Source organism: Pseudomonas sp. 6D_7.1_Bac1, assembly GCF_025465945.1.
Classification (GTDB): domain Bacteria; phylum Pseudomonadota; class Gammaproteobacteria; order Pseudomonadales; family Pseudomonadaceae; genus Aquipseudomonas.
The window spans coordinates 231,492-254,101 of the sequence record NZ_JANLNW010000080.1 but is presented as its reverse complement, the minus strand read 5'-3'; the positions used below and the strand labels follow the sequence as shown (position 1 = coordinate 254,101).

The following is a 22,610-nucleotide window of genomic DNA, read 5'->3' as shown; positions in this document are numbered from 1 at the left end:
GAAGGCCATCGACCCGATGCGAGGCGCGGTGAAATGTTGTTTATCGCGCCCGGAGAAAGGTGTTCGCCCAGTGTTATGGCCTGGCAATCCATGCACCGGTAAAGAGCCCCGACACTGGGCGAACGGGGGGATTTTAATGCAACGCAAACGTTCTGTCCGTTCAAAAATTCTGAATTAATCTGGACATCCCGGTTCCGCGAAATGATTTGAAACGAAAAAAACCGAATCAGACCGATCAGGTTGCGTCCTACCCCCCTGTAGCAGCTGCCGAGCCTGCGAGGCTGCGTCCGGCCGCGAAGCGGTCGTAAAATCAGGAAACGCGTTCATTCAGGCAAACCGCGCATTCAGGATTTGCGAGGACTTCGTCCTCGAACGCCGCCTCGCAGGCTCGACAGCTGCTACGGGGGTGGAACATGTAGATAGCTGTCGTTCTAGCCTTCGTGCTGGGTGGTGATTTTCAGCACGTCGGTGTAAGTCACCACCACGCTCTGGCCAATCTTGAGGTCTTTGAGGTGGGCCCGGACTTCCGGTTTTTCCACGGTGACGACTTTTTTCACGCCGGCCGGGTTTTCGAAGGTCAGCTCGTGTTTCTTCAGGTCGATGGCGGTGATTTTCAGCTGGACCTGAACGTGACGGAACGCTTCGCCGCCCGGATTTGGATTGTCTTTGGTGGCACGCGCTTCCCCGCTGCTTTCGCTGGTGCCCGGCAGGCCCTTCTCGACATCGGTGTCGAGTACAACGGCCACCGAGTGGGTGACGTCGATCTGAACCTTGTCACCGGCCTTCAGATGGCCCAGATCCTTGGCGTTTTCGCTGAGCTGGATAGGCACCTGTTTGCCGTCGGCACTTTCGAGCACCACCTGATGTTTGGCGGCATCGACAGACAGCACTTTGGCGACTACCTGGTCGGCTTCCACAATGTTCGACAACGGGATATCGGCCGCATAGGCACTGAGGCTGCCGGCAGACAGCAACGTCGCAAGGGTGATGGCTTTGGCCAGTGAGTTAAGTTTCATAACGGTACGTTCCCTGTGTTTGAAGTAAAGAGTGCAGACAGCGACCCTCAGCTCATGCCTCAGGTCATCTGTGCCGAAGGAGCATAGACGCAGATCACGATTTCACCCGAAACATTGCAGCTAAAGACTCAATAGCCGGTCATTTCCAGGTACCCGTTGCCGGCATGGCTGCCGCTTAACTGCACCGGCCCTTCCCAGTAAGGAATGCGCAAATCCATCCAGGCCCTGGGGTTCAACGCGCTGCTGGTGATGTCCAGGCCCTTGCCCGGGACTTTGATCGACCAACGCGTCGGTAAACTCCGCCCGGCCACCTCGGAAGACGTCAAGGGCGTGAGGCTGATCTGGTCTTTGGTCAGGTGCTCAGTGCTGCCGTCCGGGTTGATCCAGGTGCCGGTCAGGTACGCCGACCCCGTCTTCTGCCGCACCCGAAACAGCATCAGTTGCGCACCACCGTCCAGATGCAGGGAGAACCAGTCCCAACCGGTCTGATCGGCCGTGAGTGGCTGGCTGCTCCACTCTCGGTCGAGCCAGGCCGGGCCGCTGACCTGATAGGTCGTGCCATCGATTTCCAGGCTGCCGCTGGCCTGGAAGAACGGTTGGCTGTAGTAGTACGACGCCTGGCCCTGCTCGGACTTTTGACTGAAACCCTGCTCGCCTTGCAGCACCAACGGCCGACTGGAACTCAGCCGCAGTCGATAGTTGAAGCCGTTGCCGCTGGCCTGCATTTGCATCTCGGCCAACGGGTTCACGGTGTCGGTTTGAGTGCTCAGGCGCCAGTCATCGATCCACGCCGCAAACGGTACATTCTGAACCCCGGCCTGACCGACGCCACCACGGGCATAACGTTCGGCCGCGTGGTGAACGGTCGCCGAGGTCACCGCCACGTGGCCGAGCCAGATCACCTGGCTGGCCCAGCCGGGCTGCTCGGGGCCGGTCTTCAGGGCATTGCGAAACAACGTCCACTGCACGCCGAATTCCCGGCCTTGCGGGTCCTTGAGGTTGGCGGTGATGTACCACCACTCGACGCGATAACCGTCATGGGCGCCGTGATCGGCCGGGAAACTGAATACCCGGCCGGGCGTCACCTGCTTGAACGCAGCCGCATCGGCGCCTAATCCGGCGAAACTCTCAGTGTTTTTCGCTGCGTCATCGCAACCCGCGAGCAACACCAGCAGCAGGCCGACGAGGCATTTAATCCTCATGGGCAAAGCTCCTCAGCAGATCCGCCGGTTGCGTGCGATAGAGCGTGAACAACGGCCACGCCGACGCCAGCAACGTGGCGAGCATCGCCAGCCCCATCAATTGCGCGAGTTGCAGCGGGAACACCCGCAACGGCAGACGCCAGCCAAACGCCTGAACGTTGATCACCGTGTCCAGACACCAGGCCAGCGCCAGGCCCAAAGGCAACGCCACCACCAAGGTGAGCAGCGCCAGCAACCAGGTCTGCCCGAGGTTGAGCAACATCAGCTGCTGGCGTGTCACCCCCAGCGCCCACAACGGCGCCAGTTGCCCGAGACGGCTCTGACTCTGGGTCAGCAAACTGATGAACAGCGCCACACCCGCTACGCCGAGGGTCAGGCTGTTAAGCGCTGCCGTAGCAGCGAAGGTTCGTTCGAACACCTGCGTCGACCAACCCTTGAGCCGGGCCTGATCGACAATCCGACTGTCGTCCAGGGCAAAGCGCGCTTGCAGCGCCGTCAGCAGCGGCGGGATGTGCGCCGGATCGACGCGCAGGTTGAAGCGACTCGGTGTCAGTTGCGGCCAGTAACGCAGCAGGTGTTCGGCGTTGACCAACAGGTGACCCTTGGGGTTGCCATAGTCGGCGTAGATCCCGATCAACTGCGGCGACCACGTGCCTTGTGGCGTGGGGATGCTCAGGCGGTCACCGAGCCGCAGCTTGAGTCGACGGGCCAGTTGTTCGCTGAGCATCAGCGTGTCGTGCGCCGCCAACTGATCCCAGGGATGCTCGCCCAGCGCTTCAAGCAACGGCCAATGTTCGCGATAGGTCGCATGATCGATCACCCCGTAAAGGTCAGCGGGCCAGCCCTGCAACGACACCGCGACCTGCCAGCTCGGTAACACCGCGCTGACCTGTTGTTGCGGCAACCACTGTTGCAGTTCGCTGGCTTGCGCCGGGTTCTGCGGGTTGACGTAAAGCTCGGCGGTCAGCCGTTGCTCCAGCCAGTCACTGAAGGTCTGGCGAAAGCCGGCGGTCATGCTGCCGCCGCCAATGTTGGCCGCCAGCGCCAACAGCAACGCCATCAGGGCCAGACTCAGGGCGGGCAACTGCTGACGGCAATCGGCGAGAAACCATTGCCCGAGCACCGAACGACTGCGCCGCAGCACGAGGTTCAGCGCGGCATTGAGCAGCACCGGCAAACCCAGCGCCGCACCGATTAACAACGCCGCCATCAGCACAAAACCGCTGGCCAGGCTGTCCCCCCGGATCAACGCGATCAGGCCAATCACAGCGGCGACGGCTGCCACCCAGCCCTGACGCCGCAACCAGCGTGCGTGAGCCTGATGCCAGGCTTGCGGATTGGCCAATGCCAGCAACGGCAGTCGCGCCGCCCGCAGCAAACTATTGGCACCGGCCAGCAGTGCGCCGAGCAGGCTCAAACCGAGCCCACTGAACCACCACAGCGGGCTGAGGCTCAACTGCCCCGCCACTTCGGCGCCGTACAAGCCACGCAAACTGGCGGCAACGTCCGGTAACAGCAGACTGGCCAACAGGTAACCGCTGGCCACCCCAACCATCCCGCCGAGCAGTGCCAGCCCACCCAATTCAATGCTCAGACAAAAGATCAACATCTGTGCGCTGACCCCGCAGGCGCGCAGGGTCCTGAACAACCCACGACGTTGTTCCAGTGCCAGGCCGATGGCAGCGTGGACGATGAACAAACCGACGACGAACGACAGAAACCCCAGCGCGTCGAGGTTCAAGTGAAAGCTCTCGGTGAGCCGCGCCAGATTGTTTTCCTCGCCACTGCGCTTGAGCTGCAACTGACCCGCCCACTGGCCGGGTAACCGGGGCTCGGTGGCGGCGAAATCCTTGGGCAACAACAGTCGTGACAACTGCTCCGGCAACCCCAACACCTGCTGGGCCACTCCGATGTCCACCAGCAACACGCCGGGGGCCATATCGGTCTGACTGCGCAAGGGCGGCAAGGTCTGCCCGTTGAGGCTTTGCGGTTGATCGCCCTCACGCAAACCGAGCGCCTGCAAAGTTACCGGGGCGATCCAGGTGCGGCCCGGCGGGCTGACAAAATCAACCATTTGCGTCAGGTCCAAACGTTGCCCGGCCAGCGCCGAGCCGGTCGGCAACGATAACGGCTCGATGCCCATCAGCTGTAAACGCAGGTCTTCATGGCCCTTGAGTTGGAGTCGCGCCTGCAACAGCGGCGATACCGGCCAACCGGCCCGACGCAGGTTGACGAACAGTGCCTGAGAGAAGGTCGCGCCATTGGGTGCACTCAGGCTGGCCTGGGGTTCGCCGCCAATCAGCTGGCTGGCTCGGGCGTAACTTTCTCGCGCCTGACTGTTCAGCGCTTGCACCCCGGTCAACAGGCTGGTGGCCAGCCAGAGCCCGGTCAGCACACTGAAAAACTGCACCGGGTGCTGACGCCAATGGCTGAGCAGCGCTCGCAAGGTTTCACGCAGAACGCCCATCTCAGCGTTGGCCCGCGTCGACCAGACGTCCGCCGTGCAACAGCACTTTTTCTCCCAGCCGTGCGGCGACCCGCTGGCTGTGCGTGACCATCAATAGACTGGTGGGGCTGTCAACAAGCAGTTCCAGCAGCAAATCGAGCACCTCATCGCTGGTGTGCTCATCGAGACTGCCGGTCGGCTCGTCCGCCAACAGCAAGCGCGGGCGCGACGCCAGCGCCCGCCCCAAGGCAACCCGTTGCTGCTGACCGCCGGACAATTGCTCCGGGTAACGCCGCAGCAAATCCCCCAGCCCCAGCCGTTCCACCAGTTGCGCTTGCCAACGCAGGTCATGACGCCCGGCCAGCCGCGCCTGGAACGCCAGATTGTCCTCGACCCGCAGGCTGCCGATCAGGTTGAACTGCTGGAACACCAGACCGATTTCAGTGCGCCGCCAGTTTGCCAATTGCCCTTCGTTCATCTGCTCGAGACGCTGCTCGCCCATTTGGATGCTGCCGCGATCCACCTTGTCCAGCCCGGCAATCAAGTGCAGCAAGGTGCTCTTGCCACTGCCCGACTCGCCCATCAGCGCCAGGCTGCTGCCTTGAGTCAGTTGCAGGTCGACACCCTGCAACACCGCCAACGGACCTTGCGGGGTGGCGTAGCTCTTGAACACGCCGTGTACTTGAAGCATGGGAATACTCGATCAGCAGACAGTGAAGTCAAGAATAGTGGACGGCTTTGGGTGCCCTGCGTGGTTTTTGTTGTCTGGCAATCTTCCAGCCTTTCACACATTCCCCCGTAGCAGCTGGCGAAGCCTGCGTTCGAGCGCGAAGCGGTCGTAAAATCAGGCAACGCGTTCTTTCAGGTAGACCGCGCGCGCAGGTTTTACGAGGACTTCGTCCTCGAACGCAGCCTCACACTGCTACGGGTCGGAGTATGGCTCACGTGGTCCGTATGGTTATCCCCTCTACCGCAGGCATCTGCCAGCGCTGTTCGATCACCTGCTGCGCCGGGCCGTACAAGCGCAGGATCAGGCTAAACGCAATCGTCATGGCTCAGCCCTCACCATTGACGGCTTCAATGGTCGGCAACTGATAACTGCCATCCAATGCCCATTGTTGCGGCAGGTACAAACGCAGCAGCAGGTTGAACGGACCTTCGGGGGTCGGCAGCCAGTTGCTCTGCGGCGTTTGCGTCGGGGCGGTTTTTGCCAGCGTCAAGGTCAGGCCGCCATCAGTGTCGTAATGCAAGTCGGGGCTGCGATCACCCAGGGCGTAACGTGACAGCGGATTGGCCACCAGCAGTTGGGTCTTGCCGTCGTACAGGGTCAAGGACCAGAAGGCATCCACCGGGGGTAACTGCCCGGCGGCGAAATGCAGGCGATAGGTGTTGCTGCCGTCCAGCAGCTGACCTTGCGCGTCATGCAGCGCCATCGGATACACGGCTTCCACCGGGTCGTTGGCGTAGATGTAACGCCAGGCCACGGCGGCCCGCGTCAGATCGTCGTCACCGAATTTGCGCCCATTGGCAAAATTTCTGTGCCTCGCAGCACCTGCTCGAACGCACCGCCGCCCGGCGCCTGAAGGCGCTGGGCTGGAGTTTTTCCGAATTGCTCGACGAATACCGGCGTTACTGCGCTGAAGATCTGTTGCTCGCCGCGAAGCTTGAACTGGTGGAGATTTCCGACCAGCTCGGTTACAGCGATGTGCAAAGCTTCAACCGTGCCTGCCTGCGCTGGTTCGACTGTGCACCGGGGCTCTACCGCTCGCGCAATGCCCAGCCCCCAAGGTAGACGCGGCGCACAGGCCTACGGAGTGCCGGCGGCAACGGCCGACGGTGCCTGACTCGGGGTCACGATGGTCTTGAGGTCGATATGCCGCCAGGCCGGCTTCGCCCCCAGCCGCGCGTTGAAGCGATAGTTGAAAGTGAAATCGTCAGCGGTCGGCTGACTCAGCGACTTGCCGTAGATCGGCTCGATGGCCGCCAGGTCATAGCCCATCAACTGGAGCAGCGTCGGGAAGATGTTGTAGTGGCTGGAGCGGTCCTTGTTACCGGCCAGCGCGCTCTGCCAGTCGAGGGTGTGCAAGCCGCTACCCTGAATCACCACCAGCGGCACCAGGCCTTCTTCCTCGACCGGATCACCACCGCAATGGGTGTTCAACCCCGGATTGCCGCGTTCATGCAGATCCTGGCCATGGTCGGAGGTGTAGATCAACGTCGCGTTGCTCAGATCAGCCTTGGCAAACACCCGCGCGAAGAACTCGCCGACGTTCCACAACAGGGTGTTTTTATAAGCATTGCGGTACAGCACCCAGTCATCCGGTTGACCATTGAAGCCGTCCCGCTTGCCGGTGTCGGCGACCTCCATGAACTGCCCGCGCGGCAGCGTCGGCCGATAGGCCATGAAGTCGTCCGGGTATTTGTCGTGTACCGGGAAATGCGCGCCAACCTTGTTGATCACCACCAGCGTAGGCTGGCCGTCGTTGAGCAGATCAATCAATTTCTGCGCCGCCGCCATGTCACGGTCGCGCACGCTGGTCTGGTCGAACTGGACGAACTCGTCGATGTCCTTGCGCTCAAGGTCGGTCATCAGGTTCTGCAGGTTGCCGCCGGTGCGTTGAGCGTCGATGTAGACCGTGCGCAAACCGGCCTTTTTCGCGTATTGCCAGATCGATGGCAGGGTCGAATTGATGCGCATGTAGTCCGTGCGCGTGCCGCCATAACGTAAGGTTACGTTGGTGTCGGCGCTGCAATTGGCGACGGAGGCGGCATAGCCGTAGTTGATAATGTCGAGGCCTGGGTGCGGTTCCTTGAGGTTGCTGTGCACGCCAAACGCGGTGTTGATGTCCAGGTAGTTGCCAGACACGCTTTCATCGATGATCAACACGATGTCATGCGCGGCAGGCGTGCTCACCCGTGCCAGGCTGACCGGCTCACGTGGGCCGACTGTGTTGTGCAGGGATTCGTAGGCGAACAGGTTCAGGTAGGCCAGCGGTGTGTACATGATCGGCAAGCCCCGGGCGCCCTCACCGGCCCGCACAAACAGCACCGCGCTCAACAGCATCACGCCCACCAGCGGCGCCGCGACCAACGCATAACCCGGCAATGCCAGGCGCCGGCGCGGCTTGAGGCCAATACCAAACAATAGCAGCAGCCCACTGGCCACGGCGCCAACAATCACTGTCCGATACTGGTACGCCGCCTCTTGAATGAAGCCCCCTGAATAAACCAGCGACACAAAACTGCTATACGTCAGGTAGTCGGCGGTCACGCGCGTATAAACGTCAAAGAATACTGCCGAGACAAACATGACCAGGGCGAACAGATGACGGACCAGCGTCAGACGGATGTAGGCGCTGAGCCATAAGGCCACCACCAGAACGACGAACATCGCAGCGAACAACACCACCGCAATACCCACGCCCATGGCATTCAGGCGTTCAAGGTAGTAGTCGTAGTTCTTCAGCAAGTACAGAACCAGCAGCAGTTCCTTCAGGTATCTCGCCATGAGTCGTTGATCGTTCCTGATGTGCGTGACGGGTTTATTACTGGCCATTTTTTGACACTAGCAGTAGCCCTCCAAAGCGCAAGAAATGCCATCTGAAGTGCAAAAGCGTCAAAAAAAAGATGACTCAAATCTGACACACCAACATCTTGTCAACCCTTGTAATTCAAGGTTTACGACCGTTTATCGCATTCTTTACACCACCTGCAACCCCTCAACAACAGGCAAAAGCCACTGTCTGACGGCACTTGATGGCAGATCGCCTAATTTGCGGGTGCTTTTCAACATGAAGAACATGTCAGTTTGCTGACACGGTTTGCCCACGCTGGGCTATACCCCTTTTGACAGTCTCATCTGAGTTACATCAACCGTTTTACGAGGCACGCCAGTATGGACGTGAGCGTATTTGGTACGGGTTACGTTGGCCTGATAAAAGCAGCTGCCCTGGCAGTTGTCGGTCACCGGGTTTGGTGTGCGGCGCAAGGATCAAACGCATGAAGATCCTGGTCACCGGTGCGGCCGGTTTCATTGGTGCCCATTGTGTGTTGCGGCTGCTGCGCGATGGGCACCAGATCATTGGGTTGGACAACTTCAATGACTACTACGACCCCGCCCTCAAGCATGCCCGGGTGCGCTGGGTTGAGGAACAGGTGGGCAAGTTTCCCTTGATGCAGATCGACGTGGCCGATAGCGAGGCGATCGCTGCGCTGTTTACCCGCGAACAACCGGAGGTGGTCATTCACCTCGCCGCGCAAGCCGGAGTGCGCTATTCGCTGGATAACCCCAAGGCGTATCTGGACAGCAACCTCGGCGGCTTCCTGAATATTCTCGAAAGCTGCCGTCACCATCCGGTGAAGCATTTGATCTACGCCTCGTCGAGTTCGGTCTACGGTGCCAATCAGCACACACCGTACTCGGCCCATGACGGCGTCAATCACCCGTTGTCATTGTATGCGGCCACCAAAAAAGCCAATGAGCTGATGGCCCACAGTTACAGCCACCTGTTCGGCATTCCCTGCACCGGTTTGCGCTTCTTTACCGTGTACGGCCCCTGGGGTCGTCCGGACATGTCGCCGATCCGCTTTGCCCGGGCGATTGTCGAAGGCAGCCCGCTGAAGCTGTTCAACTATGGCCAGCATCAGCGCGACTTCACCTACATCGACGACATTATCGAAAGCATTGCGCGCCTGCTCGATCGCGCACCTCAAATCGCGTCGGGCTGGGACCGCGAACACCCTGATCCTTCGACCAGCATGGCACCGTGGAGGATCTACAACATTGGCGGTGAGCATCCGGTTGAACTCAGGGATTACCTGGCGCTGATGGAAAAGCATCTGGGGCGCAAGGCCGACGTCGAACTGCTACCGCTGCAACCCGGTGATGTCCTGAACACCTATGCCGATGTTCATGAACTGGAACACGACACCGGTTTTCACCCACGGGTAGAACTCGACGAAGGGCTTAGACGTTTCGTTGCCTGGTTTCGTGAATATTACCTGCTGCCCGTCATCCCAACGTCGCTCTCCGGCGAATCATCCCGCCTGACTGAGCTTGCGCAACAACGGAGGAGCCTATGACTGGTCATGAACAAGGTGTGCCGCTGAACAAAATGCGGCTCGATAAGCGTCTTGATCCCGAACACCGCATGCGCCTCGATGCGGCGATCCATATGCAAGGTCGCAGTTGGATCACCGGTCGCGACGGTGGTCGTCCCTGGACCCTGTCGCGAACCAATCGGGTCATCGCCACCCTGGGTGCGTTGATCCTGCTGGTGCTGTTGTCGCCGGTGCTGTTGGTCCTGGCCCTGGTCATCAAGTTCAGCAGCCAGGGGCCCGTGCTGTTTGTGCAACGACGCACCGGTTACCGCGGACGGACGTTCGGCATGTTCAAGTTCCGCACCATGGTGCCCAATGCCGAAGACCTCAAGGAGTCGCTGCGTCACCTGAACAAACACGGTGCCGACGCCATCGACTTCAAGATCGACAAGGACCCGCGGATCACCGGCATCGGCGGCTTCCTGCGGCGCAGCAGCCTCGACGAGTTGCCGAACCTGATCAATGTGGTCGCCGGTGACATGCGCCTGGTCGGCCCACGGCCCACCTCGTTCAACGCCTATCGCTACAAGGACACTCACCTCGCCCGCCTGAGCATCTACCCCGGCATGACCGGTCTGTGGCAGATCTCCGGGCGCAGCAACCTCGATTTCGATAAACGGGTCGAGCTCGACCTGAGCTACATCGCCAACCAGAGCCTTCTGCTGGATCTGAAGATCCTGCTCAAGACGCCCTTCAAGGTTTTCAGCGGCCACGGAGCAAGTTGAATGGACGGTTCAACCACTAAAAGCTTGACCATCGCAAACCCCAGCGAGTCCAACCTGACCTCGACCGTACTCGACATGGACGTGCAAGTCCTGTTCCTGACGGCCGCCAACAGCGGCGACGGTATCAGCACCAGCGCCCTGGCACTGGCCAGACAACTGTCGGAGATGAGCAGCGGCAGAGTGCTGCTGGTCGATGCCAGCCAGTCAGCCAACAACCTCAGCCAGCAACTGGGGGTGCACAAGGAGCGGGGATTTCGCGATCTGCTGTTCAACCACGACAACACACCGCGACTACAGGACTGCATCCTGGAGGTCTCGACGCTGCCCTTTCATGTCCTGCCCAACGGCCGACATATCCGCGGTGCCGAGCACCTGACGCCGGAGCAGTTGCGACCGTTGCTCAAGGAGTTGTCCGAACAGTACCGGTTTGTGGTGATCGATGGTGACCCGGTGTATTCCGCCGCCGACACCCTGGTCATCGCCACCCTGGTGGATGGCGTGGTGATGGTCGTACGTGCCGAGGATACGCGCTGGGAAGTCGCGCAGGCCGCGGCCCAACGCTTGAGCCAGGCCGGGGCAAAAGTGCTCGGCAGCGTCTTCAACGGCCGCAAGTACTACATGCCCAAATGGCTCTACAACAACCTGTAAGCAGCAGCCAGAGGATGACGACATGAACGTGAAATGGCTTGCCCTGCTGTTGCTGCCTCTTGCAGGTTGCTCCAGCCACCCCGAGTACCAGCAGACGCCGGTACAGATTCTCACCGCTCCACCCGCCAACGCCCAGGCCACCGACGTGCCCAAAGTCGAGCAGACATTGCGCCCGGGCGACAAGCTGGATGTGATCTTTCATATCAGCACCAGCGGCTCGTCGGCCTACCGCATTCAGTCCGGTGATCAGATCGGCCTGAACTTCACAGCGGCCAGCCAGCTTAACGGTAACCAACTGGTACTGCCTGACGGCACCATCCAGCTGCCCGGCGCCAATACGTCAGTGAAGATCGCCGGATTGACCAGCGATCAGGCACGTGAAGAGATCCAGCGCGCCTATCAGCGCAAGATGCTGTTCCAGCCCAACCGTAACCAGGTGACGGTGCAGATCATCAGCCCGCTGAGCAATGAAGTCGGCCTCAAAAACGCGCTGAATCACCCCGCCACCGGCATGAGCCGGGAGATCACCGTGGGCAACGACGGTTATGCCAGCTTCCCGGAAATCGGTGCGGTACCGCTGCAAGGCATGACCGTCAACCAATTGGAAACCTTCCTTAATAAACGATATGAGCAACTGCCGGGACGCATGACCGTCGACGTGCTGCTCAAGTCCACCGAAGGCAACGAAATCTATGTGCTCGGCGAAGTCGGCCAACCGGGTTCCTACCCGATCCGCCGGCCGGTCTCGGTGCTTGAAGCACTGAGCCTGGCCCGAGGCACCAACGTCAAGGCGCGGCTCGATTCGGTGGTGATCATGCGGCGCAACGGCAATCAGGTCGAAGCCCGGCGTTACGACGTTGATGCCGCCCTGGCCGGTGACGCGACGCAAATGGCCTACCTGCAACCCGACGACATGCTCTTTGTGCCCAAGACCCGACTGGCCAGCGCCGGCGAACTGGCGCGACAACTGGCGGACGTGGTGCTCTTCCAGGGCATAGGCGTCAGCTTCAGCTACCGCCTCGACAACAAAGGCAGTACTACCAACTAACCTCTTGTAGGTGACCGACCATGAATCCGAAGGAAAACTACCTGCATGAGTTCTTCAGGATCTTCTTCGCCAACAAGCAATTGGTGAAGAGAGTCTTCCTGATCTTTGCAGTGATCGCACTCCTGCTGCCATTGGTGCTCAAACAGAGCTTCGATATCACCGCCCAGGTGATCGTGCAGTCCAAGAAACTCTCCCAGGGCGACGCTACCACGTCACTGACCCAGGACAATGCAACGTTCATCCCGCCATCGCTGGCGGACATGGAAACCGAAGCCAATATCCTGCGTTCACCGGCGCTGATTCGCCAGACCATCAGCGAACTGCGCGACAAGGGCGAATACACCCCGTCTCCCGGAATATTCGTCAAGCTGGTGACTGAGCCGCTACGCAAAGTCATCGTCAACCCATTGCGCGAGTATGTGATCAATCCGGTGCGCGAACTGGTGGGGCTTGAGGTCGATCCGGTGCGCGACACGGCCCTGGACGGGCTGACGCAACAGGCCATCGACAGTCTCAAGATCGAGACGCTGCCCGGTTCCAACGTGATCTCGATCATCTACGCCTTTGGTGATCCGGCGCAGGGCACGAAGTTCGTCGCGCAACTGCTGCAGAACTACCTGCAGAATCGCCAGGAGCTGCAATCGATCGACCTGCCGCAAGCGTTCTACGAACAGAAGAAAAAGCAGTATCAGGTTCGCCTCGATGGCCTGGAAGGTACACGCCTGGGGCTGCTGGAAAGCATCGCCTCGTCCGATCCCAAGGAAGAGATCACCTTCCGCCTGAACGCCATCAACACCGAAGAGCAGGCACTCAACCTGTACCGTGACCGCCTGTTGCAAAGCCAGCGCTGGCTCGACTACCTGAAAACCAGCCTGGCCGCCGCCAACAGCTCAAAACTCAACGACTACACCTTCCCCTACACCTTCACCAACACGGTGGGCGACGTTGCCTATGAGGACCGGGAAATCAAGCAGCTGGGCGAGCAGTTGACCACCCAGGTCAGTCGCTACATGAATGACCTGGCCGTGTTCCAGCCCGGCAGTGAACCGATGATGCTGACCCGCGAACAGATTACCCGCACCCGTCAGCAGTTCTTGAAAATTGTCAGCAACCGGATTCAGGAGCGCACCAGCGACCTGGCCATCATCAGTTCGGTGATCGACCAGAAAACCGCGCGCATCGCCGACTACAAGAACCGCATTCACCAGTTGCAGGAAACCCAGAGCAAGCTGCGGCAGATGGACACCGAGATCGACGCGCTGCATGCGGCCTTCTCGACCTACGCCCAGCGCTTTGCCGAAAGCAGCACCGCGCGTTTGCTCGACAACGACCTGTCGAACGCCCGGGTCCTCAGCCCACCGTATGAGCCGACCGATCCAGCGTTCCCAAGACCGATGCTGATCATCCCATTCGGCATGCTCACCGGGCTGTTACTGGCAATTGCGCTGGTCTACGTGCGTGAGTTCTTCGATCACCGCTTCAAGCACCCGGCGCAAATCAGCCATGAGCTTGGCTTGCCCGTGCTGCTGGTGATCAACGATCAGAATGTTCTGCCGACCAACCCGCACCCGAACTGGACAGTCCCAAGCTTCGTGCATTGGGTGCGCAATTGAACGGGCAGACCGCACCTGCGCTGCCGATCATCCATCTGCTCAGCAGCGGCGGTTTTTACGGTGCTGAGCGGATGTTGCTGGACCATTGCCTGGCGACGCAGGGGCAGCACCAAGTGCTGTTTCTCGACGCGCCGCCAGAACTCATTGCGCGGTTTCGCGACGCAGGTGTCGACTGCCGCGCCTGCACGACGCTGGGCCAATTGTTGCGCCATTTGCAGCAACGGCGCAGCGAACGGCCGCTGGTCAACACCCACAACTTCAAGGGCCTGTTGTTTGGCTGGATGGGCGCGACGTTGTGGCGCTTGCCACTGGTGATTACCCAGCACGGCTTTACCCCGCGCAGTCGCAAACAACGCTTCTACAACTGGCTGAGCCTGCAACTGTGCCGCACCACGTCGGTGGACCGTGTGGTCTGTGTCGCCGAAAGCATTGCCGTACTATGTCGGCGCGCCAGCGTGCGGCCGGACAAACTCCAGGTGATCCCCAACGGCCTGCCGGCCAGCAGCGCCCTGCCCCGGCACATCGCCGATCAGCAGCTCTGGCTGGCCGGTTACGTCGGACGCTTGAGTAGCGAGAAAGGCCCGGACCTGTTTCTCGATGCGCTGATCCCCTTGTGCCAACAGCATCCGCAGTTGCACGCGGTGATGCTTGGCGACGGACCGGAACATCAAACCCTGCTGGCGCGGATCAACGCGGCCGGGTTGCAGGCGCGCATCACCCTGCCGGGCTACCAGACCGATATGCGCGTCTGGTGGACGCAGCTCAATGCGCTGGTGATCAGCTCGCGTACCGAAGGCACGCCGATGATTCTGCTCGAAGCCATGCAGGCCGGGGTGCCGGTGGTGGCGTTCGGCGTCGGCGGCATTCCCGATGTCATTGAGGACCGGCATAACGGGTTGCTCGCCGCCCCCACCGACAGCGCTGCGCTGGCGCAACACATCGAAACCCTGCTGAGTGATCCGGCACTGGTCCGTCTGCTGACGGAGCATGCCCGCCGTACCCAACTGGACCGCTACGACCTGCCGGCACTGGCCGAACGCTGGTCGCAGTTGTACATCCGCACTGCACAGGAGGCTCGTGCATGATTTTTCCTCTGTCGGTGGTCAGCCTATTCGGGCTGGCGTGTCTGATTTTGTTGGCCAGCCCCTGGCCGTACCTGGCACCCGGTGCGGTGCTGGCGCTGGTGGGTGTGGCGGCGCTGTATCGACGCCCGGCCTGGGGGCTGCTGGGGATCGTCGCGCTGGTGCCGTTCGAAGGTCTGTTCAAGGACAGCATGCTGTCCGGGTCGAAACTCGTCGGTGCCTCGCTGGCCCTGATCCTGATGCTGCAACTGGCGCTGCATCAACTGCCGTCCGATCGCTTGCGCAGCAACCTCTGGCGATTTCTGGCGTGGTTCCTGGTGCTGTACTTTCTGAGCATGCTGGTGACCGATAACCTGGGCATGTCCCTGGTTCACTTGCGCGAACTGAGCGTCGGCCTAGTGCTGTTCGTGATCACCTTGCTGATTGGCCGCGAAGTGAACCTGATGATGTTCTGCCGGTTGTCGACCCTCAGCGTGACGTTGACCTGCATCCTCGCGATGTTCTCCAGCAAGTACCAGGATCAGGGCCGCGCCGCCGGTCTGCTGGAAGACCCGAATGCCTTTGCCATGCTGATTGTTTTTGCCATTCCGCAGGCGCTACTGCTGGTGCTCAAGAGCCCGAACCTGTTGCATCGGTTGTTCTGGTTCGGTTGCTGCGTGCTGCTGTTCGGTGGCATGACCAAGACCGAATCGCGCTCCGGACTGGTGGTGCTGCTCGTCAGCCTGATGATTGGCTTCTACCACTACCGCGCCCAGTTGCCGCGCATTCGTCCGCGCCACCTGGGGTTCGCGATGCTTGGCGCGGCGATCCTGATTCCTCTGGCGATCTACGTGATGCCGGCCGGCTACGTAGCGCGCATTCAGTCGTTGAGCGTGCTGAGTGCCGGCGCCAGCGGTCACAACGACGAATCCCTAGGGCGCCGCGCTTCGTACATCGTGGTCGGTGGCCAGATGATCCGCGAGAACCCGCTGCTCGGTTCCGGTCCCGGAACGTTCCCGCTGCACTACGCGACCACCGGCTACGCCATGGCGTTCTCGCCCAACCGCAAGGCCGGCGACCTGTATCGCCGTGCCCACAACACCTACCTGGAGATTTTCAGCGAGCTCGGTATCCCGGCCGGCTTGCTGTTTGTCGGCCTGCTCGGCATGGGCCTGTTCAATATGCAGCGCGCCCGCAGTGCCTGGCTCAAACGCCATGAATGGGAACAGGCGGACCTGATCACGCACCTGGGCATGAGCCTGCTGTCGCTGACTGTGTTTTTGATGTTCCTCAGCGCACCGAACCAGAAGTACCTGTGGATCATGCTCGCGCTGTCCTGGGTGCTGCGCCTGAAGGCCGAGCAAAGCCCGCTGCCGGAGCGCCAGGCATGAGCCGCATCAGCGTCGTCGTCCCGATGTACAACGAGGCGAAACACATCGCCCGGACCTTGCAGGCCGCACGCATGGCGGCGAAAGTCGCCGGTCTTGAGTGCGAACTGATCGTGGTCGACAACGGCTCCCAGGATCAGGGGCCGCAGATCGCCCGAAGCCTCGGCGCCCAAGTGCTGAGCCTGCCCGGTCTGCAGATCGGCGCCTTGCGCAATCGCGGCGCGACTCTGGCCACTGGCGACTGGCTGGCGTTCCTCGATGCCGACATCGAGATGCCGCAAAACTGGCTGACGCTGCTGATGGACCTGCAGTCCAGCGGCCAGGCCGATGTGCTCGCGCTGGACCTGCAAACACCCTTTCAGGCGCCGTGGTTTGCCCATGCCTGGCAACGCCGCACCGAGCAAGCCAGTGGTCAGTCGACGATTCAGGTGCAATGGCTACCGTCCGCCAACCTGTTGATGCCCCGCGCATGGTTCGTGCGTGTCGGCGGCTTCAACGAAGAGCTGCGCACCGGCGAAGACAAGGACTTGACCCTGCGCCTGGGCAAGGCCGGCGCACGGTTAATGGCCGTCAACGAAAGCATGGCGTTGCACTGGGGTTACGAGTGCAGCTGGAGCGAGTGGCTGGGCAAGGAACTGTGGCGCCAGGGCAGTCATCTGCAACTGCTGCGCAGCCATGGTGTGAGCCTGCGCTTGCTGCGTTTCCCCCTGCTCTCGATCGTCGCCTGGGTACTGGACGGCATGGCCATTGCGGCACTGCTCGACGCTATGCCCCACCTGGCCCTGGCGTTTTTGCTGATCAGCAGCTTGCCGGCACTGGCGCTGAGCCTGCGCCAGAGCCTGAAACACCACGACCTCGGTTTGACCCTGCAACTCTGGGGCCTGCACTGGTTGCGTCTGCACCTGACCGGCGCGGCCTTCGTCCTCAGCCTCTGTCATTGGAACGCCAGGAGACCTGCCCGTGGCTGAACTCATTTTCTGGTTGTGCCTGTTGTTACCGGTATACGCCTACCTGGGATACCCGTTGCTGCTGACTCTGCTGTCGCCGTTTTTCGCGGCGCGTCGCCACCAAAGCGCCGAGCCGATGACGGTGTGCATCGTGATCGCCGCGCACAACGAAGCCCGGTATATCGAAGAGAAACTGCGCACCGTGCTTGCCCAGGATTACCTTGCGCAGTCGCTGCACATCATTCTGGCCAGCGACGGCTCCAGCGACGACACAGTGGCCTGCGCGCAGCGGGTGGAGGATTCGCGCGTTACCGTGCTCGACCTGCCGCGCCAGGGCAAGGCCGCCACACTCAATGCCGCCGTCGCCCTGAGCCACGGTGAAGTGCTGGTATTCACCGACGCCGATAACCAATGGTCCACCGACACCCTCAGGCACTTGCTTGCGCCGCTGAGCGACCCGCGCGTCGGTGCCTGCGCCGGACACATGATCATCCCGCGTCCTGGTAAAGGTTTGAGCCTGGGCGACAGCCTGTATCGGCATTACGAAGGCTGGTTGCGCCGCGTGGAGAATCGCACCGGCTGCATGGTGTCCGCCGACGGCGCCCTGCTCGCCTTGCGCCGCGAGCTGTTTCAAGAGATTCCGCCGGAGGTCAACGACGATTTCTTCGTCAGCACCTGTGCGCCCGTGGCCTTCAAGCAGATTGTCTATGTACCGGCTGCGGTGGTGATCGACCAGGGCGTCGATGAAGCCGACAAACAGTTTCGCCGTCGCCAACGGGTGACCGTCGGCGGCCTGCAAAGCCTGGCCCAGCGCCGCGAGCTGCTCAACCCGATGCGTCATGGGCTGTATGCGTTGGCGCTGATCAGCCACAAACTGATTCGACGGCTGGCGCCGATTCTCCTGTTGCCCTTGCTGCTGAGCAATTTCTGGCTGTGGGACGAACACGCGTTCTATCGCCTGACGCTGATCGGCCAACTTATCAGTTACGCCGTGGCCATCGCTGGCCTTTTGGATGTGCAACACCGTTTGCCAAAACCCTTTCGCCTCGCCGCTTTTTTACTGGTGACCCTGGCCGGCATGAGTATCGGTCTGTGGCAGTTCCTGCGTGGCCGGCGGTATCGTCAATGGAACCCCGAGCAGAATCGCTGAGAGTGCCACCCATGCCGATCAAGCAACTGTTCAAGCGCACCGGTGGCTGGCTGTACCTCAACTCCCCCTTGGGACGTAGCCGGCTGCGCGGCGCCGGGGTGATCCTGATGCTGCACCGGGTGCTGGCCGACGATCATGCGGCGGCACTGCCGCACCGCAATGAACTGTGCGTCGGCCCGCAGGCGTTCAATCATTTGCTCGGTTGGCTGAAGCGGTATTTTGACTGCGTGCCGCTGATGGCGCTGCTGCAATCGGACGCCACACCGAGTGCTGCAACACGACCACGGGTGGCCCTGACCTTCGATGACGGCTGGCGGGACAACGCGCTGCATGCCTTCCCGTTGCTGCAACGGCATCAGGTGCCGGCGAGTATTTTTCTGTCCACCGACTTCATTGGCAGCCGCCAGCGCTTCTGGTGGGAAAGCCTCGGAGAAACCCTCTGGGGCAGCCACGGCACTACTGCGCGGCAACGCTTGATTGACTACGTGCAGCGGCTCGGTCGGCCATTGCCCTACGCCTTCCTCATTGAGCCTGATGAGCAGCGCCGCAGCGTGGCGCTGGCGCATTACCTGCAAAGCCTGAAAGACCTCTCGGCGGACACCCTCAGCCAACTCACCGACAGCTGCCCCGAAGAGTCCTTGCCGCAAGCATTGGACTGGCAACAAGTCCGCGATCTGGAGAACTCCGGGCTGATCAGCTTCGGCCCCCACGGCGCCAGCCACGCGATGCTCACCCGGCTCGACGATCAGTGCCTGGATCAGGAGCTGAGCCGCAGCCACGAGGCCTTGCTCAATGGGTGTCAGCAACCGCTGCCGGTTTACTGCTACCCCAACGGTGACCATGATCAGCGAGTTCGCCAGCATTTGGCGGCGCACCGGTATCCGTACGCCTTGGGCACCGGCAGCGGTCTCTATCGGGGCACCGGCGATCCATTGGCGCTGCCGCGTTTCGGCGTCAGCCAGCGCAATGCCAGTCGCCCGGAACTGCTGGCCTGGCGCATCAGCCAAGGGAGTCGTTGATGAGCCGCAGCCATTACCTCAAACACCTGGCGCTGAGCATGGGCACCAAACTGGCGATGATCGGCCTGCGTTTGCTGCGCAACGTGCTGCTGGCGCGGATCCTCGGGCCCAGCGAGCGCGGGTTGTTCGCCCTGCTCAGCACCCTGCCCGACCTGATCAGCGCCGCCACCAGCGGCGGCCTGAACTCGGCGGTCGGTTATCAGGCGGCGAAGCAACGGCCCATGGGCCTGTTACTCAGTCAGGTGCTGGTGTTCGGTTGTCTGCTGGCCGGTTTGCTGACGTTGCTGGTGGTGGCGCTGATGAGTGAATTCGGCAGTGAACTGGACATCACCCTTCAACTCGGTTTGCTCGCCTGGCTGTTGCTGCTGGCGGTGCCACTGACGGTACTCAAGAGTGGCCTGCTGACCTTGCACAATGCCTCCGGCGGCGTGGTCGCGTTCAACGCCTTACGGCTGGTGGAATCGCTGGCGCCGCTGCTGCTGTTTCTCGCGTTGTTCTGGATGTGGAAGAGCGCCGCGCTGGAAGCGGCGCTGATCAGTTGGCTGACGGGTCTCAGCCTGGTGGTGCTGGCCGGCTGGGTCTGGCTCAAGCGCGATAATCCGCTGCAACTGCAATGGGATCGCGCCGGGCAAAATGAACTGCTGCGCTACAGTGCCAGAAGCCATCCGGACCTGCTGTTCCAACAAGTGATTCTGCGTTCCGACTACCTGTTCATCGGCGCCTTGCTGGGCAGCACCGCACTGGGGCATTACGCGATGGCCAGCGCCGCCGCCGAATTGCTGCTGATCGTTCCGGAAGCCGTCACCACGCCGCTAATGAAACGCCTGCTGCAGCAGGAACAGGGCATCGAGCGCCTGACCCCACTGGCGCTACGCCTGACCGCTACGGTGATGCTCGGTGCCTGCCTGAGCATGGCGCTGATTGGTGAATGGTTGATCGTCACCCTGTTCGGCGTAGCCTATCAACCGGCGTACCCAGCGCTGCTGGCCTTGCTGCCGGGGCTGCTCGGGCTGTGCTACGCGAGCATCCTGCGCCTGGACCTCCTGGGCAAAAATCGCCCCGGCAGCGTCTCGCTGCTGATGGGTGCCGGCGCCTTGCTCAACCTGGCGCTGAACCTGCTGCTGATTCCCCGCTACGGCATCGTCGGTGCTGGCGCAGCATCGTCGATTGCCTACCTTGCCGTGACCATCGCCCTGCTGGTTCTGTATTGCCGGCTCAGTGGCGTGCCGGTGTGGCAAACCCTGATCATCCTGCCCAGCGATCTGGCACCGATGCGTCAGATGCTGATGCGCAAATCCGCATGAAACGCCTCGTGCTGCTGGTCGGTCTGGGGCTCGGTCTCAGCCTTGGGCTCAGTGCTCATGCAGCGCCGATGCGCTGGGCCGATATCCGCGACGGCAGCCTGTACCTGCAAGCGGATCGCCCCGACACCCTGACCGTGCGCTGGGTTCCGGCCTGGCAGGCGCAGGCCAACGAAGAGCAGTTGTACCTGCTCGACGGCCAAGGCAATTTGAAAGGCCAACGGCAGATCGCCGCCAACGAGACCCGTGGCAGCCAAAGCTGGCCGCTGGCGCCGAGTGCCGCCAGTTATCGACTGGAGATCCCCGGCTACAGTTTTCGCCGCTATCAGGTGGAGCACGATGAACGTACAGTCGCGCTATTCGCCCCGGCCAAGGTCCACTTCAGTGCTGAAACCCGGGATGGCGACGAGCTGTACTTCAAGGTCGCGCCCTTTGAGCACGCGGTACTCGCCGGCAAATTCCATGGCGGCGTCACGGCGCTGCAAGCGCAGCGTGTGGCGGATGGCAAACAGCTCAACCTGGCGCTGAAACCCTATCGCGGTTATTGGCAGTTCGATCAGGTCGCGCTGCCCACTGACAGCGTTGAACAGGTCTGGCGTCTGCGCTTGCAAGACAGTGGCAAGGTCGCGTTCTGGCTCGACGGCACTGCCAATCTGTTCGCGCAAAATCCACAACAGCTCAAGCCCTTGCGCCAGGACGACGGCCAGACCCGGCTCACACTGCATGCGCAGGTCGTCGGCAGAACGCCAAACCTGGGCATCGCCCTGCCCTACGTGTCACCGCCGCCCAGCAGCTACTCCGTGCTTGATGCACTCAAACCCCGCGCCGCCAGCTACTACAGCTTCGTCGACGTGACGGCGAAAAAACCGCAGTTCGAGAACAGCTTCCGCCAGCTGTATCAAGACCGTTTCGGCATCACCCAGGACATCACCCTGCTCGCCGGCACCCAACGCAAAGCCGACCTGCACGCGGATGTTGTCAGCAATGCCGGCCTCGACGCCTGGCTCGCCGCCACCCGAGCGCTCGGCAGCAAGGGCCTGCACTACATTGCGTTCGCCGATGAGCCAAACCTCAACTACCCTGACTTTGCCAGCTATCAAACCCTCTTCAACAGCATGGCCCGACAGGTGCATGGCGATCCTGCCAACTTCAAGGCCGGGGTACGCATTGCCATGCCGGCCAGTTCGCGGTTGATCAACGGACCGTTTGCCGATAACGCCGCCGATAAGCGTGGTATCGACTGGGCGCGGCGCCTGCTGAGTGAGTCGGGCGACAAGATCGATGCCCTGGCCTGGCATGAATGGATGATCCGCAACCTGCTGGCCACCCGTGTCTACCGCGACAGTGTGCGCCGCGCCGCCGAGCTGGTCGGCCTCGATCAACACGGTCGGCCACGCAAGGCCCTGCTGCTGGACCAGACCAATATTTCCAGCGGCTCAAGCCTCAGCCCGTACGACCAGGAAACCCATTTCGCCTCGCTGTGGTGGGCTTCGGTGGTGATCAACTCGGCTCAGGACGGGCTGCTCGACATGCTTAACTGGTTCCAGGCCGCCGATGAGCCGGACTACCCAAAAGGCATGCTGCGGGTAGTCGGTGATGATCGTTTCGAGTTGAAGCCGGTCGGTCTGGCGCAACAGTTCATCCAGCAACACTGGCTGGACAACGTGCTGCGCCTGGACAACGACGCCTTCGAAGTCGACGTGCTGGCCATGTCCGCGCAAAAACAGCGCGGCCTGCTGGGTGTCAACAAAGGCACTCGCATGCAGCACGTCAGCCTCGGTGGCGAGAAATCCCTGTGCCCGTTGAGCAAGGGTGTACTGGTGTATTTCGGCGCCGATAGCCGCAGCCAACCCGCGACCTATCGCTGCCAGCAGGGCCGGGTCAGTTTTGAAGTGCCCGGCGAAACCTTGTTCGCCTTGAGCTGGAGCGCCTCATGAAACGCTCCG

General features: G+C 61.4%; 19 protein-coding genes and 1 pseudogene. 14 read left to right on the top strand and 6 right to left on the bottom strand.

The features are described from left to right. Positions 1-431 precede the first annotated feature (431 nt). The 5 genes from NTD87_RS25835 to NTD87_RS25815 all read right to left on the bottom strand — a co-directional run bounded on the left by NTD87_RS25835 (position 432) and on the right by NTD87_RS25815 (position 6,148). The gene (locus NTD87_RS25835) at positions 432-1,016 is read right to left on the bottom strand and encodes a hypothetical protein (RefSeq protein ID WP_262117012.1); all 585 of its coding nucleotides are present in this window, start codon (positions 1,014-1,016) and stop codon (positions 432-434) included. 128 nt (positions 1,017-1,144) lie between these two features. Next, positions 1,145-2,218: a lipocalin-like domain-containing protein gene (locus NTD87_RS25830; protein ID WP_262117011.1), complete on the bottom strand. Its 1,074-nt coding sequence runs from the start codon at positions 2,216-2,218 to the stop codon at positions 1,145-1,147. After that, on the bottom strand, positions 2,208-4,685 hold the full coding sequence (locus NTD87_RS25825) for an ABC transporter permease (RefSeq protein WP_262117010.1): 2,478 nt from the start codon (positions 4,683-4,685) through the stop codon (positions 2,208-2,210). Before NTD87_RS25825 ends, NTD87_RS25830 begins: the two co-directional genes overlap by 11 nt. A 1-nt stretch (position 4,686) precedes the next feature. Continuing rightward, entirely contained in the window at positions 4,687-5,355 is a 669-nt protein-coding gene (locus NTD87_RS25820; RefSeq protein ID WP_262117009.1) for an ABC transporter ATP-binding protein, read from the bottom strand. Positions 5,356-5,719: 364 nt separating this feature from the next. Beyond that, positions 5,720-6,148: a DUF1214 domain-containing protein gene (locus NTD87_RS25815; protein ID WP_262117008.1), complete on the bottom strand. Its 429-nt coding sequence runs from the start codon at positions 6,146-6,148 to the stop codon at positions 5,720-5,722. 125 nt (positions 6,149-6,273) lie between these two features. Between NTD87_RS25815 and NTD87_RS25810 the strand changes: the two genes are divergently transcribed. Then, positions 6,274-6,456 carry a helix-turn-helix domain-containing protein gene (locus tag NTD87_RS25810; protein WP_410017523.1) on the top strand — a complete coding sequence of 61 codons (183 nt, stop codon included), beginning with the start codon at positions 6,274-6,276 and terminating at the stop codon, positions 6,454-6,456. Positions 6,457-6,471: 15 nt separating this feature from the next. On the opposite strand, the gene NTD87_RS25805 is transcribed toward NTD87_RS25810, so the two are convergent. After that, positions 6,472-8,172, bottom strand: coding sequence for a sulfatase-like hydrolase/transferase (locus tag NTD87_RS25805; RefSeq protein ID WP_262117007.1), 1,701 nt, complete (start codon positions 8,170-8,172; stop codon positions 6,472-6,474). A 387-nt stretch (positions 8,173-8,559) separates the two neighbouring features. On the opposite strand from NTD87_RS25805, the pseudogene NTD87_RS25800 reads away from it, so the two are divergent. The 13 genes and pseudogenes from NTD87_RS25800 to NTD87_RS25740 form a co-directional block, all read left to right on the top strand. After that, positions 8,560-8,643: pseudogene (locus NTD87_RS25800) on the top strand (hypothetical protein); the annotation flags it as partial. Between the two features lie 20 nt (positions 8,644-8,663). Next, a complete protein-coding gene (locus NTD87_RS25795) occupies positions 8,664-9,746 on the top strand; it encodes an NAD-dependent epimerase (RefSeq protein ID WP_262117006.1) in 1,083 nt (360 codons plus the stop codon). Next, entirely contained in the window at positions 9,743-10,489 is a 747-nt protein-coding gene (locus NTD87_RS25790) for a sugar transferase (RefSeq protein ID WP_262117005.1), read from the top strand. Before NTD87_RS25795 ends, NTD87_RS25790 begins: the two co-directional genes overlap by 4 nt. Next, positions 10,490-11,137: a CpsD/CapB family tyrosine-protein kinase gene (locus tag NTD87_RS25785; protein ID WP_262117004.1), complete on the top strand. Its 648-nt coding sequence runs from the start codon at positions 10,490-10,492 to the stop codon at positions 11,135-11,137. A gap of 22 nt (positions 11,138-11,159) precedes the next feature. Then, the gene (locus NTD87_RS25780; protein ID WP_262117003.1) at positions 11,160-12,185 is read left to right on the top strand and encodes a polysaccharide biosynthesis/export family protein; all 1,026 of its coding nucleotides are present in this window, start codon (positions 11,160-11,162) and stop codon (positions 12,183-12,185) included. A 20-nt stretch (positions 12,186-12,205) separates the two neighbouring features. Beyond that, positions 12,206-13,798 (top strand): GumC family protein, encoded by a 1,593-nt coding sequence (locus NTD87_RS25775; protein ID WP_262117002.1) that lies wholly within the window; start codon positions 12,206-12,208, stop codon positions 13,796-13,798. Further along, entirely contained in the window at positions 13,783-14,883 is a 1,101-nt protein-coding gene (locus NTD87_RS25770) for a glycosyltransferase family 4 protein (protein ID WP_410017522.1), read from the top strand. The genes NTD87_RS25775 and NTD87_RS25770 overlap by 16 nt, the downstream gene beginning before the upstream one ends. Beyond that, positions 14,880-16,250, top strand: coding sequence for an O-antigen ligase family protein (locus tag NTD87_RS25765; protein WP_262117000.1), 1,371 nt, complete (start codon positions 14,880-14,882; stop codon positions 16,248-16,250). The genes NTD87_RS25770 and NTD87_RS25765 overlap by 4 nt, the downstream gene beginning before the upstream one ends. Then, on the top strand, positions 16,247-17,215 hold the full coding sequence (locus tag NTD87_RS25760; RefSeq protein WP_262116999.1) for a glycosyltransferase family 2 protein: 969 nt from the start codon (positions 16,247-16,249) through the stop codon (positions 17,213-17,215). Before NTD87_RS25765 ends, NTD87_RS25760 begins: the two co-directional genes overlap by 4 nt. Then, the gene (locus tag NTD87_RS25755; RefSeq protein ID WP_262116998.1) at positions 17,208-18,344 is read left to right on the top strand and encodes a glycosyltransferase; all 1,137 of its coding nucleotides are present in this window, start codon (positions 17,208-17,210) and stop codon (positions 18,342-18,344) included. Before NTD87_RS25760 ends, NTD87_RS25755 begins: the two co-directional genes overlap by 8 nt. A gap of 11 nt (positions 18,345-18,355) precedes the next feature. After that, positions 18,356-19,363 (top strand): polysaccharide deacetylase family protein, encoded by a 1,008-nt coding sequence (locus NTD87_RS25750; RefSeq protein ID WP_262116997.1) that lies wholly within the window; start codon positions 18,356-18,358, stop codon positions 19,361-19,363. Then, a complete protein-coding gene (locus NTD87_RS25745) occupies positions 19,363-20,667 on the top strand; it encodes a lipopolysaccharide biosynthesis protein (RefSeq protein ID WP_262116996.1) in 1,305 nt (434 codons plus the stop codon). The genes NTD87_RS25750 and NTD87_RS25745 overlap by 1 nt, the downstream gene beginning before the upstream one ends. Further along, positions 20,664-22,601, top strand: a complete 1,938-nt coding sequence (locus NTD87_RS25740; protein WP_262116995.1) for a hypothetical protein — start codon at positions 20,664-20,666, stop codon at positions 22,599-22,601. The genes NTD87_RS25745 and NTD87_RS25740 overlap by 4 nt, the downstream gene beginning before the upstream one ends. The last annotated feature ends 9 nt before the right edge of the window (positions 22,602-22,610 follow it).

Excerpts from the sequence above, each read along its gene's own strand:
- NTD87_RS25835 (WP_262117012.1), bottom strand. The coding sequence starts at position 1,016 with ATGAAACTTAACTCACTGGCCAAAGCCATCACCCTTGCGACGTTGCTG.
- NTD87_RS25830 (WP_262117011.1), bottom strand. The coding sequence starts at position 2,218 with ATGAGGATTAAATGCCTCGTCGGCCTGCTGCTGGTGTTGCTCGCGGGT.
- NTD87_RS25825 (WP_262117010.1), bottom strand. The coding sequence starts at position 4,685 with ATGGGCGTTCTGCGTGAAACCTTGCGAGCGCTGCTCAGCCATTGGCGT.
- NTD87_RS25820 (WP_262117009.1), bottom strand. The coding sequence starts at position 5,355 with ATGCTTCAAGTACACGGCGTGTTCAAGAGCTACGCCACCCCGCAAGGT.
- NTD87_RS25805 (WP_262117007.1), bottom strand. The coding sequence starts at position 8,172 with ATGGCGAGATACCTGAAGGAACTGCTGCTGGTTCTGTACTTGCTGAAG.
- NTD87_RS25795 (WP_262117006.1), top strand. The coding sequence starts at position 8,664 with ATGAAGATCCTGGTCACCGGTGCGGCCGGTTTCATTGGTGCCCATTGT.
- NTD87_RS25790 (WP_262117005.1), top strand. The coding sequence starts at position 9,743 with ATGACTGGTCATGAACAAGGTGTGCCGCTGAACAAAATGCGGCTCGAT.
- NTD87_RS25785 (WP_262117004.1), top strand. The coding sequence starts at position 10,490 with ATGGACGGTTCAACCACTAAAAGCTTGACCATCGCAAACCCCAGCGAG.
- NTD87_RS25780 (WP_262117003.1), top strand. The coding sequence starts at position 11,160 with ATGAACGTGAAATGGCTTGCCCTGCTGTTGCTGCCTCTTGCAGGTTGC.
- NTD87_RS25775 (WP_262117002.1), top strand. The coding sequence starts at position 12,206 with ATGAATCCGAAGGAAAACTACCTGCATGAGTTCTTCAGGATCTTCTTC.
- NTD87_RS25765 (WP_262117000.1), top strand. The coding sequence starts at position 14,880 with ATGATTTTTCCTCTGTCGGTGGTCAGCCTATTCGGGCTGGCGTGTCTG.
- NTD87_RS25760 (WP_262116999.1), top strand. The coding sequence starts at position 16,247 with ATGAGCCGCATCAGCGTCGTCGTCCCGATGTACAACGAGGCGAAACAC.
- NTD87_RS25750 (WP_262116997.1), top strand. The coding sequence starts at position 18,356 with ATGCCGATCAAGCAACTGTTCAAGCGCACCGGTGGCTGGCTGTACCTC.
- NTD87_RS25745 (WP_262116996.1), top strand. The coding sequence starts at position 19,363 with ATGAGCCGCAGCCATTACCTCAAACACCTGGCGCTGAGCATGGGCACC.
- NTD87_RS25740 (WP_262116995.1), top strand. The coding sequence starts at position 20,664 with ATGAAACGCCTCGTGCTGCTGGTCGGTCTGGGGCTCGGTCTCAGCCTT.